Consider the following 15968-nt stretch of genomic DNA (forward strand, 5'->3'; position numbering starts at 1 on the left):
CAGAACAGCGGGAAGACAACCCAGCAGGGCGTCAGTCAGTGGCTGGGCCACGATCACCGGAACCTGAGTATCAGCATCAATGTCAGTGCCGTCGCGTACGGTGAGGTACCTGCAAATGACGCGCCAGCTCTTCACGAACACCTCTTCACGAACAGACGTGCCAGCCCCTTTCACGAACAGGAGACCGAAGGTGCCGGTCCTCCCCGGAGCCGAGCCGTTCCGCCACGAGGGCGGGGAGGTCGCCGTCCTCCTCTGCCACGGTTTCACCGGTTCCCCGCAGTCGCTGCGCCCCTGGGCGGAGTTCCTCGCCGCGCGCGGCCTGACCGTCTCGCTGCCGCTGCTGCCCGGGCACGGCACGCGCTGGGAGGACATGCAGCTCACCGGCTGGCAGGACTGGTACGCGGAGGTGGACCGCGAGCTGCGCGCCCTGCGCGAGCGCCACGCGCGCGTGTTCGTGGCCGGCCTGTCCATGGGCGGCGCGCTGGCCTTGCGGCTCGCGGCGAAGCACGGGGATGCGGTCAGCGGCGTCATGGTCGTCAACCCGGCGAACAGAGTGCACGGCCTGGCGGCGTACGCCCTGCCGATGGCCCGGCACGTGGTCCGTACGACGCGGGGAATCGCCAGCGACATCGCGAAGCCGGGCAGCGCTGAGCTGGGCTACGACCGGGTGCCGCTGCACGCGGCCCACTCGCTGCGGAACTTCTTCCGGATCGGCGACCGCGAGCTGCCGCAGGTCACCCAGCCGCTGCTGCTCCTGCGCAGCCCGCGGGACCATGTCGTGCCGCCGGCCGACTCGGCCCGTGTCCTCAGCCGGGTGTCGTCGACGGACGTGACGGAGATCCTGCTGGAACAGAGCTACCACGTGGCGACGTTGGACCACGATGCGGACCGGATCTTCGAGGAGAGCCTCGGATTCATCGGCCGGCTCGCACCCGGCGGCGTATCCGAGCCGGGGCTCGACAAGGTTCCCGGTCTCGGCATGGAAGGGACGACCGCAGGTGGCTGAACACGACTCCGACCGCGAGGGCCGCGAGCCCGACGAGAAGGGGGTCCCGATCGACGAGGATGCCGCCTGGGCGGCGATCGTCGCCGGGTACGGCGACGAGCCGCCGGACCCGCCGGGCGCCAAGCCGTTCAAGTCGGTCGAGGACCTGGCACGGCTGGAGTCCGGGACGAACGACGACCCCGGCGAGCGGGCCGACAGGGCCGACGGGACCGAGGGGGTCGACAAGCCCGCGGACGCCAGGAAAGCGGAGTCCAAGGACGAGCCCCCCAGGCCGCTGGGCGGCTCGGTGTCCTTCGCGCCCGGCGTCGGGCCGCGCGACTACAGCGCGCCCGAGCCCTCCGAGGAGGACTTCGACGAGGACGACGAGGGGCACTTCGTGCCGCCGGAACCGCCGCCGCTGCCGGAGGCGGACGTGACCGCCAAGTTCGCCTGGCTGGGGGTGCTCGGCGGGCCGGTGCTGCTGTTGCTGGCGGTGCTGCTGGGCTGGGAGATGACGTGGTGGCTGGCCACGCTGGGCATCGGCGGGTTCGTCGGCGGGTTCGTCACGCTGGTGATGCGGATGCGGACGGACGACGAGGACGACGACGATCCGGGGCGGGGTGCGGTGGTCTGAGCCCCGTCATACAGCGGGGATCTTGAGGGCGGCCAGGACCGGGAGGTGGTCCGTGGCCGCCCTCAGGTCGTGTTCGCTCACGCCGGGGTGTCCGAGCGGTACGCCGCAGCCCAGGACCTCGATGCCCTTCGTCGCGAAGATCGCGTCGATGCGCTGGCGGGGGTCGGTGGGCGTCGAGGTGTACTCGCCGCCGTGCGGGGCGATGGCCCAGCAGTCCTGGAGGCCGTCGGCGAGGCGGCGAAAGGTGCGGCCGCCGGGGCGTTCGTTGAGATCGCCGCCCGCGACGGCGTGCTCCACGCCCATGCCGGCGAGGCGGTCGAGGAGCATGCCGCCCTGCTCGTAGCGCTCGTCCTTCTGCAGGCTCAGATGGCAGCTGAGGACGCCGAGACGGGTGCCGCCGACGCGGACGACCGCGGTCGCGAAGCCGCGGCGGTGCAGGCCAGGGGTGAGGGGCAGCAGGACGTCCTCGGTGCGCTCGACGGTGGCGCGCAGGGAACACAGGATCGCCGGTCCCGCGACGGTGGCTCCGCCGGTGAGCAGCACCAGGTCGGTGGCGCGGGCCAGCCGGGCGAGCTTCTTGCGCCAGCGGAAGAAGCGGGGGGCTTCCTGGATCAGGACCAGGTCGGGCGTGCAGGCCCTGACGACGCGGGCGAGGGCGGTGGTGTCGTCGCGCATCGAGCGGATGTTGTAGGTGAGGACGCGGATGAAGACGGAACCGTCGGGTTCGGTACGGGAGTTGGGGAGCCGGGGGGTGGACGCCATACGGCCAAATTTACGCCGGGCCACGCGAGGTTGTGGGAGCGTGGCCCGGTGTTGGAGTGGGGTGCGCGGTCCGGCGTCTGCTGGTCGCCGGGTTTGGTCCGGGCCGCGGGTTGGGTGCGCAGCCCGGCGCGAGCGGTGCGCCGCCCGCGGCCACCCGTGCCGCCCTGGGGGTACCTCCCAGGGCGGCACGGCACTGGGGGAAGCACGCATGCCCGCGGCTTGCGAGTGCCGTTGTACGCCGTCGCCGACTGCGGCGCCACGCAGGCGTGGCTTGTGAGTGCCGTTGCGCGCCGTCGTCGAGTGCGGGGCGTGCTGGGGGCTTGCGGCCCCCAGACCCCGCTTCCCTGAACGGCCCCGTCCTCGAACTTCCCCCAAGCTCTTCGAGCAGGGCGTACCCCCAGACGGGCTGGAAGATCTCGCCCGGCGTCACATGATCGGGTCCGGCTCCCTGGCCAGGTCGGCTGCGCCTACCAGGCCCGCTTTGTTGCCGAGTTGGGCGGCGAGGACGTCGGCGACCGGGCGCCAGTTGCCGCCTACCAGCCAGCGTTTGTAGGACTTGCGGATGGGCTCCAGGACCAGTTCGCCCTCGTCGGAGAGGCCGCCGCCGACGATGAAGGCGGAGGGGTCGAAGAGGGAGGCGAGGTCGGCGAGGCCGGCGCCGACCCAGCGGGCCAGCTCACGGTAGGAGTCGACGGCGACCGGGTCGCCCTGCCGGGCGGCCACGGAGATGTGCTTGCCCTCGATGCCGTCGGCACTGCCGTCACCGAGACCGAGCAGGATCTCGGCGTTCTCGGGGGTGGCGTTGGCGCGCTGCTTGGCGTATCTGACCAGGGCCCGCCCGGAGGCGTACTGCTCCCAGCAGCCCTGGGAGCCACAGCCGCACAGCAGGCCGTCGGGCACCACGCGGATGTGCCCGAACTCGGCGGCCACACCGAAGTGCCCGCGGCGCAGCTCGTTGCCGATGATGATGCCGCCGCCCAGACCGGTGCCGAGCGTGATGCAGATGACGTTGCGGTGGCCCTTGCCGGCGCCGAACTTGTACTCGCCCCACGCGGCCGCGTTGGCGTCGTTCTCGACGACAACCGGGAGGCCCACGCGGGCCTCGACCTTCTCCTTCAGCGGCTCCTGGCGCCAGTCGATGTTGGGCGCGAAGTAGACCGTGGAACGCTGACGGTTGACGTATCCGGCGGCGCCGATACCCACGCCCACGATCTCGTGCCCGGCGCGCGCGCCCTCCACTGCCGAGGCGATGGCGTCCACGATGGCCTCGGGCGTGCTGGGGGTCGGCACCTTGTGGGTCGAGAGGATGGTGCCTTCCTCGTCGACCACGCCGGCCGCGATCTTCGTGCCGCCGATGTCGACGCCGATGGTGAGTCCCATGAATCCCTCAGTTTCGGTCGAGCCCCGCTACGGCCAACCGTACCCGAGGGGAGTGTCAGTCCAAGTCGATGCGCTGGCCGGGGCCGGTGCCCTCGTCCCGGTCGTCGGGGTCGTCCAGTTCGTCCAGCTCGTCCGGACGGCCCGTCCAGCGCCGCTCCTGGGCCTGGACCGCGGAGCGGTACGCGGCGAGGAGCTCGTTGCCGGCCGCGGCGAGGTGGTCGAAGACGTCCGGGTTGCGTTCGATGACGGGCTCGACGGCGGCCTTGGCCTGTTCCACGACCTGCCGGACCGCCTGCTGCGCGGCGGGGCCGGCGACCGCGCCGAACAGCGGCGACTGCAGGCCGGACAGCTTGTCGGCGACGACGTCGACGAGCTTGCGCAGTTCCTCGGCGGCGGAGCCCGACGGCGGGCCGTACTGTGCGTGGCGGCGGGCCTTCTCCGCCTCCAGGTCCTCGGCGCACGCCGTGGCCCAGGCGTCGGCGTCGCTCGCCCGCACCTCGTCGCCCGCCGGGCGCTCGGCGGCGTCGGACGGGGGGAGCTCTTCGCTCATGACGGACTCCTGACTACGGTTCGTCTCTCCGACGTTACCCGAACGGCCGCAGGTGGTTCACCGTGTGCGCGGCCACAGCTGCGGATCCGGCGCGAATCGGATGCGCAGCTCGCCGTCGCGCAGGGCGGCCCCGTCGACGGTGCAGCGGCGCAGGACGGAGGGCAGCGGCAGGATCCGGCGGAACTGCCCCGCGGCGACGACGATTTCGTCGCCGCGCCGTACGAGGTCCAGCTCGTCGCGCAGGGCGCCGGGCAGGGGGATGTGCCACACGAGTACCCCGTCGTCGGCGAGCCGGTCGGTCACGGGCCACTCGACCGCGCAGGACGATCCCGCCTCGGCGTCCGGCACGGCCAGCGCCGCGAGGTCGTCGGGGCCGCGGGGGTCGCGGCCGAGGTGGGTGACGGGGCGTACCTCGTACGCCTCCCGCCACTCCTCCAGCGTCTTGCGCTGCTGGGCGACGGGCCCGGCGAGCCAGGTGTCGCCGGATGCCTCGGGCAGTACGCGGTTGGCTACCAGGACGTCGGTGCGCAGGCCGCGCAGGGCGAGGCCGAGAGTGGTGGTGCGGACGGCGTCGGCGCCGGAGGGTCCGGGCTCGGCGACGAGCCGTACGACGGTGTCGCGGTCGGCGAGGACCGCGTCGACGGCGGCCAGCTCCACGTCCCAGTGGGCGGCCGTGTCGTACAGGGATTCCGCGGGCATGGGCACGCCCGCGAGCCGTCCCAGGACGGGGCGCAGGGCGCGGGCGGCCTGCCGTTCGGGCGGAAGCAGCCGGCGCAGGTAGCGGCGCAGTTCCTCGGGGAGGGAGAGCAGGGCGAGGGCGTGCGGGGTGGGCGGGAGGTCGACGACGAGCAGATCGTGCTGCTCGGCGAGGGCCGCGTCGCGCAGGGCACGCAGGAGGGCGAGTTCCTCGGCGCCGGGTAGGGGGGTGAGCTCCTCGGGGTCGAGGCGGGCGGCGCCGAGGAGGTCGAGGGCGGAGGCGGTGCGTTCCTGGAGGGCGGCGAGGTCGTCCCGGAAGCGCCGGGCCGCGTCGGGCCGCCACGCGGTGAGCCGCGCACCGGCGTCCACCGGCTCGGCTCCCGTCCGGACGCCGAGTGCGACGCCGAGGGTGTCCGTACGGTCGCCGCTCAGCACGAGCGTGCGGGAGCCGGCACGGGCGGCGGCGAGCGCGGTGGCGGCGGCGAGGGTGGTACGGCCGCTGCCGCCGGGGCCGGTGATCAGGATGGTGCGCATGGGGGTGAACCGTAACGGACATCGGCGCTGGGCCCTGCCTCACCGTTGCCCGGCGTTGCTGTGGGCCGGGGGTTGGCGCGCAGCCCGGCGCGGGCGGGCTGCCGCGGGTTGACTGCGTCAGCTGGACCCCGCTTGCCAGGTGCCCGGCGTTGCCGCTGGCCGGGGGCGGGTGCGCAAACCGGCGCTACGGGGTGCCGCCCGCGCCCACCCGTGCCGCCCTGGGGTACCTCCCAGGCCCTCAAGGCACTGGGGGAGGCACGCATGCCCGCGGCTTGCGAGCACGGTTGCGCGCCGTCGCCAGGTGCGGGCGAGTGGGGTACGGCACGCACACCTGCGGCTTGCGAGACGTTACGCGCCGTCGCCGACCGCGGCGCCGCGTGCGCACGGCAGGGCGGGCCACCACTGCCAAGTGCGGCACCCTGGGCGCGCGGCTTGGGAGCAGGTTGCGCGCCGTTGCCGGGGTGGTGTCGTGGTTGCGTGGCCTGTGGGTAGCGGTTGTGTGCTGTTGTCGCGTGCGGTGGGTGGGGTGGGGCGCGCGTGTGTGCGGTCTGCCGGGGACGCGGCGTCTTCCGGCCGGTCGGAAAACGGTCGTCTCTCGGCCGACTGGAAACGGGTGGGCGGGTGGGCGGGTGGGCAAACTACTGCCCCGACTCCACCCGCTTCTTCAGGCCCGCCAACGCCCGGTCGATGATGACCTTCTCCGCCTTGCGTTTGATCATGCCGAGCATGGGGATCTTGACGTCGACCGTCAGGCGGTACGTCACCTCGGTCGTCCCGGACCCGGCGGCCGGCTTCAGGATGTACGACCCGTCCAGCGACCGCAGCATCTGGGACTTGACCAGCGTCCAGGACACCTCGTGATCGCCGGTCCACGTGTACGCCAGCGTCTGGTCGTCCTTGATCGCACCGGCGTCCATGACGAGCCGGACCTGCTCGGCACGGCCCTGGTCGTCGGTCTTGATGACCTCCGTCTCCTTCACCTCGCCGGTCCACTCCGGATAGCGCGCGAAGTCGGCGATCACCGCCATGACGTCGGCCGGTGCCGCCTCGATCGTGATCGTCGAGCTGGTGTGTTCCGCCATCGCCGTGGCTCCTCCAGATGCGGGCCGGTAAGAGATCGTCGTGCGCACTTGCGTGCAGCGTGAAGGCTACCGCGCACGCGACCGGCCGACGTCACCCCCACTCCAGCGCCCACGGCTTCCCCGTCCCGGCGAAGTGCCCCACGTTCACGCACTCGGTCGCCCCGATCCGCATCCGCCGCACCAGCGGCTGGTGCACATGCCCGAACAGCGCGTACCGCGGCCGGGTCCGGCGGATCGCGTCCAGCAGCGCCCGGCTGCCCCGCTCGAAGCGCCGCGCGACGGTGTCGTAGACCAGCTCGGGCACCTCCGGCGGGATGTGCGTGCACAGCACGTCCACCTCGCCCACCGCCTCGATCTTCGCCGCGTACTCCTCGTCGCTGATCTCGTACGGCGTGCGCATCGGCGTACGCAGCCCGCCGCCGACGAACCCGAAGACCCGGCCGCCGATCTCCACCCGCTCCCCGTCGAGCACGGTCGTACCGGGACCGGCGTACTCCTGCCAGAGCATCGGCATGTCGACATTGCCGTAGGTGGCGTACGTCGGCGTGGGGAACGCGGCGAACAGCTCGGCGTACTGCCGGCGCACCGCCTTCTCGATCGCGGCGGCCCGGTCGCCGCCGATGCCGGCCCACAGCCGGGCGCCGAACTCACGTGCCTCCGCGAAGCGGCGGGCGGTGCGCAGCGCGACGATGCGGTCGGCGTTCTCCACGCCGAACAGGTCGGGGAAGATGCCGCGCGAATGGTCGGCGTAGTCCAGGAACAGCACCAGATCACCCAGGCAGATCAGGGCGTCCGCACCCTCGCCGGCTCTCGCCAGGTCACGGGCGTTGCCGTGCACGTCGCTGACCACATGGACGCGCGTTCTGTGGTTGACGGCTGGTGTGGGTGCCATGACGATCAAGGGTAAGGCTGTGCGGCAAACGTGAACAGTGGCGTCAGAACCGCTGATTACTGGCCAGTATTAACGCCTTGGACTACTGTGCGCGAAGGAGCACAAAGGTGTGTGACGCAGCGAACATCTCGCCGGGACCCCCTGTCGCAGCAGCCATACCGGCGGGTAACGTCCGGGCAGTCCAGTCGTGCTCAGGAATTCAACCAGTGGTCCCACGGCCCCTGGTGGAGATCCCGAGCACCTGCCCGAGCCTTGGACCGCACCGTCGCATCGCACAACGTCGTGGCGCCGGCGCCCTATGAGGAGCAGCAGTCTTGCGCGAGTTCAGCCTTCCGGCTTTGTACGAGGTCCCTGCGGGCGGCAACCTGACGGACATCGTCCGCAGAAATGCCGCGCAGCACCCGGACGTCGCCGTCATCGCCCGCAAGGCCGGAGACAGCTGGCGGGACGTGACGGCGGCCGCGTTCCTCGCCGAGGTGCGCGCGGCCGCGAAGGGACTGATCGCCTCCGGGGTGCAGCAGGGCGACCGGGTGGGCCTGATGTCCCGCACCCGCTACGAGTGGACCCTGCTGGACTTCGCGATCTGGAGCGCGGGCGCGGTCACCGTGCCGGTGTACGAGACCAGCTCGCCGGAGCAGGTGCAGTGGATCCTCAGCGACTCGGGGGCCACGGCGTGCATCGTGGAGATGGACAACCACGTCGCCGCCGTCGAGTCCGTGCGCGACCGGCTGCCCGCCCTCAAGCACGTCTGGCAGATCGAGGCCGGCGGGGTGGCGGAGCTGGGCCGCCTCGGGCGCGACGTGACCGACGCTGCGGTCGAGGAGCGCAGCACGCTGGCGAAGGCCGACGACCCGGCGACCATCGTCTATACCTCCGGCACCACCGGCCGCCCCAAGGGCTGTGTGCTCACCCACCGCAGCTTCTTCGCCGAGTGCGGGAACGTGGTGGAGCGGATGCGCCCCCTGTTCCGGACGGGTGAGTGCTCGGTCCTGCTCTTCCTGCCGCTCGCGCACGTCTTCGGGCGGCTCGTGCAGGTCGCGCCGATGCTGGCACCGATCAAGCTCGGCCTCGTCCCGGACATCAAGAACCTCACCGACGAGCTGGCCTCCTTCCGGCCCACGCTCATCCTGGGCGTGCCGCGCGTCTTCGAGAAGGTCTACAACTCGGCGCGCGCCAAGGCGCAGGCGGACGGCAAGGGCAAGATCTTCGACAAGGCGGCCGACACCGCGATCGCCTACAGCAAGGCGCTGGACACCCCGTCGGGCCCGCCCCTCGGCCTGAAGATCAAGCACAAGACGTTCGACAAGCTGGTCTACAGCAAGCTGCGCGCGGTCCTGGGCGGCAAGGGCGAGTACGCCATCTCCGGCGGCGCCCCGCTGGGCGAGCGCCTGGGGCACTTCTTCCGCGGCATCGGCTTCACGGTCCTGGAGGGCTACGGCCTGACCGAGTCCTGCGCGGCCACCGCGTTCAACCCGTGGGACCGGCAGAAGATCGGCACGGTCGGCCAGCCACTGCCCGGCTCGGTGATCCGCATAGCGGACGACGGCGAGGTGCTGCTGCACGGCGAGCACCTGTTCAAGGAGTACTGGAACAACCCGGGCGCGACCGGCGAGGTGCTGGCCGACGGCTGGTTCCACTCCGGTGACATCGGCACCCTCGACGAGGACGGCTACCTCAGGATCACCGGCCGCAAGAAGGAGATCATCGTCACCGCGGGCGGCAAGAACGTCGCCCCGGCCGTGATCGAGGACCGGATCCGGGCGCACGCGCTGGTCGCGGAGTGCATGGTGGTCGGCGACGGGCGTCCGTTCGTGGGCGCGCTGGTCACCCTCGACGAGGAGTTCCTGGGCCGCTGGGCCACCGAGCACGGCAAGCCGGCGGATGCCACTGCGGCGTCGCTGCGCGACGACCCGGATCTGCTCGCGGCGATCCAGGACGCGGTCGACGACGGCAACGCCGCGGTGTCGAAGGCGGAATCGGTGCGGAAGTTCCGCATTCTGTGCTCCCAGTTCACGGAGGAGTCGGGCCACCTGACGCCGTCGCTGAAGCTGAAGCGGAACGCGGTGGCGAAGGACTACGCGCACGAGATCGAGGCGATCTACGCGAAGTAGGCACCTACGTCAAAGGCTCATGGCGCCGGGGGCCGCATATTGATACAGCCCCGCGCCCCTTTGGGGCACGCTTGGCTACAGGAGTGTTCTCAAGTGTTCCGCCAGTAGGTCCCAGCGCCATTTCTCCTCGACCCAGGCTCGGCCGCGCTCGCCCATCCGGCTGCGTAGTTCCGCGTCTGCGAGGAGGGTGATGATGCGGTCGGCTGCCTCCTCCGGAGAGCCGCCGCGCACCACCCAGCCCGTTTCGCCGTCCAGTACCGCGTCGGGGGCACCGCCGGAGTCGCCGGCGACTACGGGGAGGCCCGTTGCGGAGGCTTCCAGGTAGACGATGCCGAGGCCCTCTACGTCGAGGCCGCCGCGGCGGGTACGGCAGGGCATGGCGAAGACGTCGCCGGCGCCGTAGTGGGCGGGCAGTTCGGACCAGGGGACGGCGCCGGTGAAGTGGACGGAGGCGGCGACGCCGGTCTCGTGCGCGAGTCGGCGCAGGTCCTTCTCGTAGGGGCCGCCGCCGACGATCAGCAGGACGGTGCCGGGCTCCTTGGCCAGGATCCGGGGCAGGGCCCGGATGAGCGTGTCCTGGCCCTTGCGCCGCACCAGCCGGGACACACACACGACGACCGGCCGGTCCGTCAGGCCCAGCCGCGCCCGGATCTCGTCGCCGCCGGATCCCGGGTGGAAGGTCTTCTCGTCGACGCCGGGCGGCAGTTGCACCATGCGCGAGGCCCCCTCAGGCGTCAGCGCGCCCGCGATGCGTGAGCGGGTGTACTCGCCGAGGTAGGTGATCGTGTCCGTCGTCTCCCCGATCCGGCGCAGCAACTGCCGGGCGGCGGGCAGCTGGGCCCAGCCGGCCTCGTGCCCGTGGGTCGTGGCCACGAGTCGTTCGGCGCCCGCCCCGCGCAGTGCCGGTGCCATCAGGCCGAGCGGGGCCGCCGCACCGAACCACACCGACGTGCACCCGTGCTCGCGCAGCAGTCCGACCGCCCGCCGGGTGGCCTGCGGGGTCGGCAGCAGCATCGTCGTACGGTCGCGTACGACCGTGAAGGGCTGCTCGGCGTCGAAGGCGGCCGTGGCCCTGATGCCCTCGCGGCCGCGCTTCCACGTGGAGGCGTAGACGACGATGCGGTCCGGGTCGAGCCGCAGGGCCATGTTGTGCAGGAAGGCCTGGATGCCGCCGGGCCGGGGCGGGAAGTCGTTGGTCACGATCAGGGTCTTGTGCATCGCCGCCGACCCTACCGAACCCCGGGTGCACGGCCGTGTCGATGGCCCGCTCACAGGCGTCCGGGACATCATGGCAGGGTCGGTGCGGTACACGGACGGGCAGGGAGCACGTGGAGACGACGGGCGCGAGGCGTTCCCTGGCCGGGCTGCCGCTGGTCTGGGGTGCGACGAGACTGGTGCTGCTCTTGTTCGTGCTCAAGGTGTACGTCTTCCCCGGCCCGGACGTCACGAGCGACGTGTCCGTGATCTACCACGGCTGGTACGACGTCCTGCGCACCGGGACGTTCCCACGCGGCGACGTCACCTGGCAGTACCCGCCCGCCGCCGCGCTGGCGATCCTCTCCCCCGCCCTGCTGCCGTTCCTCGACTACGCGACGGCGTTCTTCGTCCTGGCCTTCCTCGCCGACTTCGCCGTCCTCGCCCTGCTGCTGTACGCGGGCCTGCGCTCCGGCCGGACGCTGCGCGGCGCGTGGGTATGGGTGGCGGGCGTCCCGCTGCTCGGTCCGACGGTGTACGCGCGCTACGACGTGATGGTCACCGCGGTCGCCGTGGCCGCGCTCCTCGCGGGCGCCCGGCGTCCCCGGGCGATGGGGGCGCTGGCGGCGTTCGGGGCGCTGCTGAAGGTGTGGCCGGCGCTGCTGCTCCTCGCCGCCCGCCGGCGCAGCACCTGGGGTGCGGCGGCGGTGACCGGTGTCGCGCTGGCGGCCGGGTTCGCGGTGGTCATGCCCGGCGCGTTCGCCTTCCTGACCTCCCAGCGCGACCGGGGCACCGAGGTGGAGTCGCTGGGCGCCCTGGTCTTCCATGTGGCCCGGCACTTCGGCTGGAGCGGCGAGGTGCTGCTGAACTACGGCTCGATGGAGTTCCTCGGCCCGTACGTGGACGTGGTGAGCATGGCCGCGCTGGCGCTGACCGGGCTGGCGCTGGGCTGGCTGCTGCTGTGGCGCCTGCTGGCGGTGCGCTTCGAGCCGCACACCCTGGCGGACGCGGCGTTCGTCGCCGTCCTGCTGTTCACCACCACGAGCCGGGTGATCAGCCCGCAGTACATGGTGTGGCTGGTGGGCCTGGCGGCGGTCTGCCTGTGCTTTGGCGGCAGCCGGATGGGACGGCCGGCCGCCCTGGTCCTGGCGGCGGCCTTCTTCACGGTCCTGGAGTTCCCGTACTGGTTCGCCCACGTCGTGGCCAGCGACCCGCTGGGCGTCGCACTGCTGTTCCTGCGCAACGGCCTGCTCGTGGCGGCCTCTCTCATCGGGGCGCGCAGCCTGTGGCGCGCCACGGTCACGCCGCGGCCCCTGGCCCCGCTGCCCGCTCAGCCGGCCCGCACCGGCGAAACCGCCGTGGGCAGCTGAGTCAGCGCACGTCCAGCTGCGCCCGCAGATAGTCCCGCCACTGCGCGGTGAAGTCCTGCACGTTCGTTCCCAGCACCTCGCGCATCGCGTTCTCGACCGCGCCCGGACGCTTCTGGTGGGCCCCCACGGTCCGGTAGAACTCGCCGAGCCGGTCCTCGCCCCAGCGCTCGGCGATCAGACGGCAGGCCAGCCAGCCGGACTCGTAGGCCTGCGCCAGGCCGTTCGCGCCGCCGGAGAAGCCGAAGTCATCGTCGTCGGGCAGCGACTGCGGCACCCGGCCCTCGGTGACCGCGCGGGCCAGTTCCGGCGCGGCCTCGGCCGGGGTGCGGCCGCTGGTTCGGTAGCCGACCCAGTCCGCGTAGCCCTCGGACAGCCACAGCGGGGTCGCGGGCGTGGTGTGGGTGCGGGTGGCGACATGGGTCGTCTCGTGGGTCAGCACGACCTGCCGGCCGAAGGCGCCGAGCAGGCCGTACGCGTCCGGGTTGACGATGACCCGGTCCGCGGGCGCCCGCGCCGGGGCGCCGACCTCGCCGGTGGTGACGGCCGCGATGCCCCGGTAGGAGGAGGCCGGCGAGCCGAGCAGCCCCGCCATCCCCTCCAGGGACTTCGGTACGAGCACGACGACGCGCCGACTCCAGTCCGTGCCCCACGCGTCCGACACCGCGGGCACGGCCCGGTCGGCCAGGCCGGCGTATTTGCGCAGGGTCTCGCCGGACTGGCCGACGCCGAGGACGAGGCTGCGCTCGCCGCGCACGACGCTCACCGTGCCCTGGTCCCACAGCTGCTGGGCGGACTTCCGGGCGGGCCGGTCGGAGGTGACGGACCAGTGCCCGACCCTGTCCCGGCTCAGGGCGAGGGTGCGGCCCGCGGTGACGGGGGCGCGGTCGTAGCCCTCGATCCGGTAGCGCAGGTCGACGTCCGCGGTGGCCGTGTCGCCGGTGCGATGCAGGTCTTTCACGCGGTACGACCAGTCGGCCAGGGGCACCGCGCGCAGCCGGCCGAACCCGGCTCCGGCGCCCGTCCCCTCGAACGCCGTCTCGTCGTGGGCGAGCACCGCGTCGGCCCGCCTGTCGAGAAGCCGCTCCACGTCTGCCCGCGCGGCGTCGCCGACGGGCCGCCCGCCGCACGCCACCAGGGAGACGAGCAGCAGACACAGCACCACCACCGAGGAACCCGACGCCCGCCTTCGCCCAAGCGGCGCCGGAGAAGTGCGAGTGCGCTCAGGGGTCCTTGCCACCTTCCCGATCGTACGGGCGCGGGGGCGCGGGGGTCAGACCCTGGTCACGGACGAGACCGGCATCATGCCGACCGGGTCGTAGCGCACCGGTGCGCCGGGGTAGGGGGCGTGGATGACCTGGCCGCCTCCCATGTACATCCCGACGTGGCTGGCATCGGACCGGTAGATCACCAGGTCGCCGGGCTGCGCCTGGGACAGCGGGACCTGCCGGCCCGCGTACCGCTGGGCCTGTGAGGTGCGCGGCAGGGAGACCCCGGCCTGGGCGTACGACCACTGCATAAGGCCCGAGCAGTCGAATCCGGAGGGCCCGCTGGCGCCCCATAGGTACGGCTTGCCGAGCGCGGAGCGGGCCGCGGCCACGGCAGCCGCCGCGCGCCCGGACGCCGGGGCGGCGGCGCCGAGGTCGGGCAGGTCGGTGCGGCCGGAGCGGGAGGCGCGGTCGTAGACGGCGCGCTCGTCGTCCGGCAGGGCGTTGAGCAGCCGCCGGGCCTGGGCGAGCTTGTGCTCGACGGTCTTCTTGTGGGTTGCGACGGCCTTGCGGCTCCGGTCCAGTTCGCCCAGCTTCCGGGCCGCCTCGGCGCGCTCCTGGGCGAGTTCGCGCAGGGCCTCCTGAAGGCCCTTCAGCTCACCGGCCTGGTGGGCGGTGATCCGGTCGAGCACGGCGGCCTTGTCGAGGTAGTCGTCCGGGTCGTCGGAGAACAGCAGGGCGAAGGACGGGGCGAGGCCGCCGGAGCGGTACTGGGCGCCGGCCAGCGAACCGAGCGCCTCCCGCATGGAGTTGATGCGCTCCTGCTGCCGGGCGATCCGGTCCTGCGCCGTGCCGACCTGCTCGCGCAGCGCGTCGGCGCGCTCATCGGCCTTGTTGTAGGCCTCGGTCGCGTTCTCGGCCTCCTCGTAGAGGCGGTCCACCTTGGTGCGGGTGTCGTCGTGCGGCGTGGCCGCGGCGGGTACGGCGGCGAGGGCCGCGGCGGCGGCGGACAGGACGACCGCGACACTGGCGCCCCGGTCGGACCCGGACGGTGCAAGGCGGCGATGGGACCCCACAGGAAGCCGCGCTCCTCTCCACTGGCGGACCACTGACAGACGAGGAAACGCGGCAGACAGTAGCCCCGTACCGGGGTGCCGACCAACGACATCCGCGGCCACGCACAGTGACGCCCCGCCGCTGACGCAGGTCACAGGCGGGGCGTGGGGCCAGGTGGCGTTGCCGGAATTCGCCCGTTCGGGCGGTGTGGCGTCCGGGTTCTGATGATGCTCAGACCCGGCTGCCGACGATTCAGACTCGACGGTTGATCGTCGTGCGCGGAAGGCCGATGGTCAGACGCGGACACCGAACATGAACGGACCGCCGATGGTGCTCATCGACTCGTAGCGGACGACCGTGCCGGTACGCGGGGCGTGCAGGACCTGGCCGTTGCCCGCGTACAGGGCCACGTGGTGCAGGTCGTTGAAGAAGAAGACCAGGTCACCGACCTTGAGCTGGCTCTCCGAGTAGATCTTCGTGCCGATCTGGGCCTGCGCCTCGGAGGTGCGCGGGATGGAGACGCCGGCCTGGGCGTACGCCCACGAGGTCAGGCCCGAGCAGTCGAAGGAGGACGGGCCGGTGGCGCCGTAGACGTAGGGCGAGCCGAGCTTGCTCTGGGCGGCGGCGTAGGCCGCCGCGGCCCGGCCGGAGCCCGGCGGGACGTTGGTGAGGGCCTCGCGCTCGCTGCTGCGGCTGGCGCGGGTCTGCTCGGCGGCGAGGGCCGCCTTCTCCTTGGCCGTGAGGGAGTTGAGCAGCTTCTGCGCGGAGGCGAGCTTGCCCTGGACTTCCTTCTTCTTGTTGCCCAGTTCGGTGCGGGTGGAGGCGAGGTCCTTGAGCTTCTCGGTGGCCTCGGCGCGCTCCTGGGCGAGTTCGCGCTGCTTCTCCTGGACCTTCTTCAGCGCCTCGACCTGCTGGGCGCTCAACTGGTCGAGCGTGGAGGCCTTGTCGAGGTAGTCGTTCGGGTTGGAGGAGAGGAACAACTGCAAGGACGGGTCGAGGTTGCCCGTGCGGTACTGGGAGGCGGCGGCCAGACCGAGGCTGTCGCGCAGCTCGTTGAGCTCCTCCTGGCCGCGGGCGACGTTGTCCTGGATGGTGGAGATCTCCTTCTGGAGCTTCTCCTGCTTCTCCTTGGCCCCGTTGTACTTCTCGGTGGCCTGCTCCGCCTCTTCGTAGAGCTTGTCGACCTTGGCCTTGACCTCGTCCGTGCTCGGCTTTTCGCTGGGTGCGGCGTTGGCGGCCTGCGAGGTGAAAGCGACGGCAGCGGCAGCGGCGGTGGTCAGCACGGTCACGCGCGCACGGCTCGGCTGCTTGGGACGACGGTGGGACGCCACGGGTGACGAGCTCCTTCTGGCCCCTCCGCCGTCGCTCCCCATGAGCGATCACCCGAGCGGAGGTTCGACGCCAGACCCTAGTGACCTTCTTGTGATCAGTTCAAATCCTCAGCTGAATATTTTCACCACGGTGGTCATTCTTTGCACTGGATTCACATGCAGTGACGCATACTTGACGCTGGGCCA

General features: G+C 72.0%; 14 protein-coding genes. 4 read left to right on the forward strand and 10 right to left on the reverse strand.

Annotated features, from left to right (window positions below):
* Window positions 1–190: 190 nt before the first annotated feature.
* Complete coding sequence (locus tag H8R17_RS28600; protein WP_187826112.1) at window positions 191–1006, forward strand: carboxylesterase; 816 nt, start codon at window positions 191–193, stop codon at window positions 1004–1006.
* On the forward strand, window positions 999–1619 hold the full coding sequence (locus tag H8R17_RS28605) for a hypothetical protein (RefSeq protein ID WP_187826113.1): 621 nt from the start codon (window positions 999–1001) through the stop codon (window positions 1617–1619). The genes H8R17_RS28600 and H8R17_RS28605 overlap by 8 nt, the downstream gene beginning before the upstream one ends.
* A 6-nt stretch (window positions 1620–1625) precedes the next feature.
* On the opposite strand, the gene H8R17_RS28610 is transcribed toward H8R17_RS28605, so the two are convergent.
* The 6 genes from H8R17_RS28610 to H8R17_RS28635 form a co-directional block, all read right to left on the reverse strand.
* Complete coding sequence (locus H8R17_RS28610) at window positions 1626–2381, reverse strand: endonuclease/exonuclease/phosphatase family protein (protein WP_187826114.1); 756 nt, start codon at window positions 2379–2381, stop codon at window positions 1626–1628.
* Window positions 2382–2807: 426 nt separating this feature from the next.
* Entirely contained in the window at window positions 2808–3761 is a 954-nt protein-coding gene (locus H8R17_RS28615) for an ROK family glucokinase (RefSeq protein ID WP_187826115.1), read from the reverse strand.
* Between the two features lie 55 nt (window positions 3762–3816).
* Complete coding sequence (locus H8R17_RS28620; RefSeq protein ID WP_187826116.1) at window positions 3817–4311, reverse strand: DUF5304 domain-containing protein; 495 nt, start codon at window positions 4309–4311, stop codon at window positions 3817–3819.
* Between the two features lie 57 nt (window positions 4312–4368).
* Entirely contained in the window at window positions 4369–5541 is a 1173-nt protein-coding gene (locus tag H8R17_RS28625; protein ID WP_187826117.1) for an ArsA family ATPase, read from the reverse strand.
* 638 nt (window positions 5542–6179) lie between these two features.
* Window positions 6180–6623 (reverse strand): SRPBCC family protein, encoded by a 444-nt coding sequence (locus H8R17_RS28630; protein WP_187826118.1) that lies wholly within the window; start codon window positions 6621–6623, stop codon window positions 6180–6182.
* A gap of 91 nt (window positions 6624–6714) precedes the next feature.
* Window positions 6715–7473 carry a metallophosphoesterase gene (locus H8R17_RS28635; protein WP_187826157.1) on the reverse strand — a complete coding sequence of 253 codons (759 nt, stop codon included), beginning with the start codon at window positions 7471–7473 and terminating at the stop codon, window positions 6715–6717.
* Window positions 7474–7829: 356 nt separating this feature from the next.
* Here H8R17_RS28635 and H8R17_RS28640 point away from each other — a divergent pair, with 356 nt between their 5' ends.
* On the forward strand, window positions 7830–9626 hold the full coding sequence (locus tag H8R17_RS28640; protein ID WP_187826119.1) for a long-chain fatty acid--CoA ligase: 1797 nt from the start codon (window positions 7830–7832) through the stop codon (window positions 9624–9626).
* A gap of 75 nt (window positions 9627–9701) precedes the next feature.
* Here H8R17_RS28640 and H8R17_RS28645 read toward each other — a convergent pair whose 3' ends face one another.
* Entirely contained in the window at window positions 9702–10844 is a 1143-nt protein-coding gene (locus H8R17_RS28645) for a glycosyltransferase family 4 protein (protein ID WP_187826120.1), read from the reverse strand.
* Window positions 10845–10954: 110 nt separating this feature from the next.
* Here H8R17_RS28645 and H8R17_RS28650 point away from each other — a divergent pair, with 110 nt between their 5' ends.
* Window positions 10955–12190, forward strand: a complete 1236-nt coding sequence (locus H8R17_RS28650; protein ID WP_187826121.1) for a glycosyltransferase 87 family protein — start codon at window positions 10955–10957, stop codon at window positions 12188–12190.
* A 1-nt stretch (window position 12191) separates the two neighbouring features.
* Here the strand turns inward: H8R17_RS28650 and H8R17_RS28655 are convergent, their stop codons facing one another.
* The 3 genes from H8R17_RS28655 to H8R17_RS28665 all read right to left on the reverse strand — a co-directional run bounded on the left by H8R17_RS28655 (window position 12192) and on the right by H8R17_RS28665 (window position 15782).
* The gene (locus H8R17_RS28655) at window positions 12192–13355 is read right to left on the reverse strand and encodes a hypothetical protein (protein ID WP_187826122.1); all 1164 of its coding nucleotides are present in this window, start codon (window positions 13353–13355) and stop codon (window positions 12192–12194) included.
* 105 nt (window positions 13356–13460) lie between these two features.
* Window positions 13461–14471, reverse strand: coding sequence for an NlpC/P60 family protein (locus tag H8R17_RS28660; protein ID WP_187826123.1), 1011 nt, complete (start codon window positions 14469–14471; stop codon window positions 13461–13463).
* Between the two features lie 273 nt (window positions 14472–14744).
* Window positions 14745–15782: a C40 family peptidase gene (locus H8R17_RS28665; protein ID WP_187826124.1), complete on the reverse strand. Its 1038-nt coding sequence runs from the start codon at window positions 15780–15782 to the stop codon at window positions 14745–14747.
* Between the last annotated feature and the right edge of the window lie 186 nt (window positions 15783–15968).

This window comes from Streptomyces sp. TRM68367, assembly GCF_014495685.1.
Classification (GTDB): Bacteria; Actinomycetota; Actinomycetes; order Streptomycetales; family Streptomycetaceae; genus Streptomyces.

Bases quoted from the DNA above. Each gene is read 5' to 3' on its own strand.
- H8R17_RS28610 (WP_187826114.1), bottom strand. From the start codon at position 2,381: ATGGCGTCCACCCCCCGGCTCCCCAACTCCCGTACCGAACCCGACGGT.
- H8R17_RS28615 (WP_187826115.1), bottom strand. From the start codon at position 3,761: ATGGGACTCACCATCGGCGTCGACATCGGCGGCACGAAGATCGCGGCC.
- H8R17_RS28620 (WP_187826116.1), bottom strand. From the start codon at position 4,311: ATGAGCGAAGAGCTCCCCCCGTCCGACGCCGCCGAGCGCCCGGCGGGC.
- H8R17_RS28625 (WP_187826117.1), bottom strand. From the start codon at position 5,541: ATGCGCACCATCCTGATCACCGGCCCCGGCGGCAGCGGCCGTACCACC.
- H8R17_RS28630 (WP_187826118.1), bottom strand. From the start codon at position 6,623: ATGGCGGAACACACCAGCTCGACGATCACGATCGAGGCGGCACCGGCC.
- H8R17_RS28645 (WP_187826120.1), bottom strand. From the start codon at position 10,844: ATGCACAAGACCCTGATCGTGACCAACGACTTCCCGCCCCGGCCCGGC.